This is a genomic window from Treponema sp. R6D11, assembly GCF_054786075.1.
In genome coordinates this window covers 1-466 of sequence record NZ_BDHD01000867.1, presented here as the reverse complement: position 1 = coordinate 466, position 466 = coordinate 1, and the positions used below count along the sequence as shown (strand labels likewise).

1 pseudogene is annotated in these 466 nt (G+C 40.3%); it reads right to left on the bottom strand.

The features are described from left to right. Window positions 1–245: 245 nt before the first annotated feature. Window positions 246–466, bottom strand: a pseudogene (locus ACYVTD_RS16560) (phosphohydrolase); the annotation flags it as partial.

The window sequence follows — 466 nt, the reverse complement described above, 5'->3', positions numbered from 1 at the left end:
TATACGACGCGCTCTGCTCAAAACGTGTATACAAAGAGCCTTGGGACGAAAAAAAAGTTCTTGATGAAATGAGAAAGCTTTCAGGCTCAAAATTTGATCCTGAGTTAATCAATATTTTCTTTGAAGTATTGCCGAATATTAAGCAGGCGCAGAACCAGTACACTGAAGACGCAGCATAGCGGTTAATGTTCTGTCCAGAGCGTCGGCTAACGATTTAAGCTCTTTCTTACCGTAGTTTGGTATCCTTACAATTTCAAGCCCGTTGTCCGCAAGCCCGAAATTGATTTTTCGTTTATGGGGACTGTAAAAATTGAATATATCATTTTTTGTCCGGGGGGCATCTTTTTTTGGATAGTTTCGTTTTGTGAATATTTTATGGCAAGTTTTTCCGTTCCTTCTTCGCCATCTTCCACAGGTACTGTAATGTAAATTGAGCCGGCATCGGCATGGACTACTTTTCTTGACT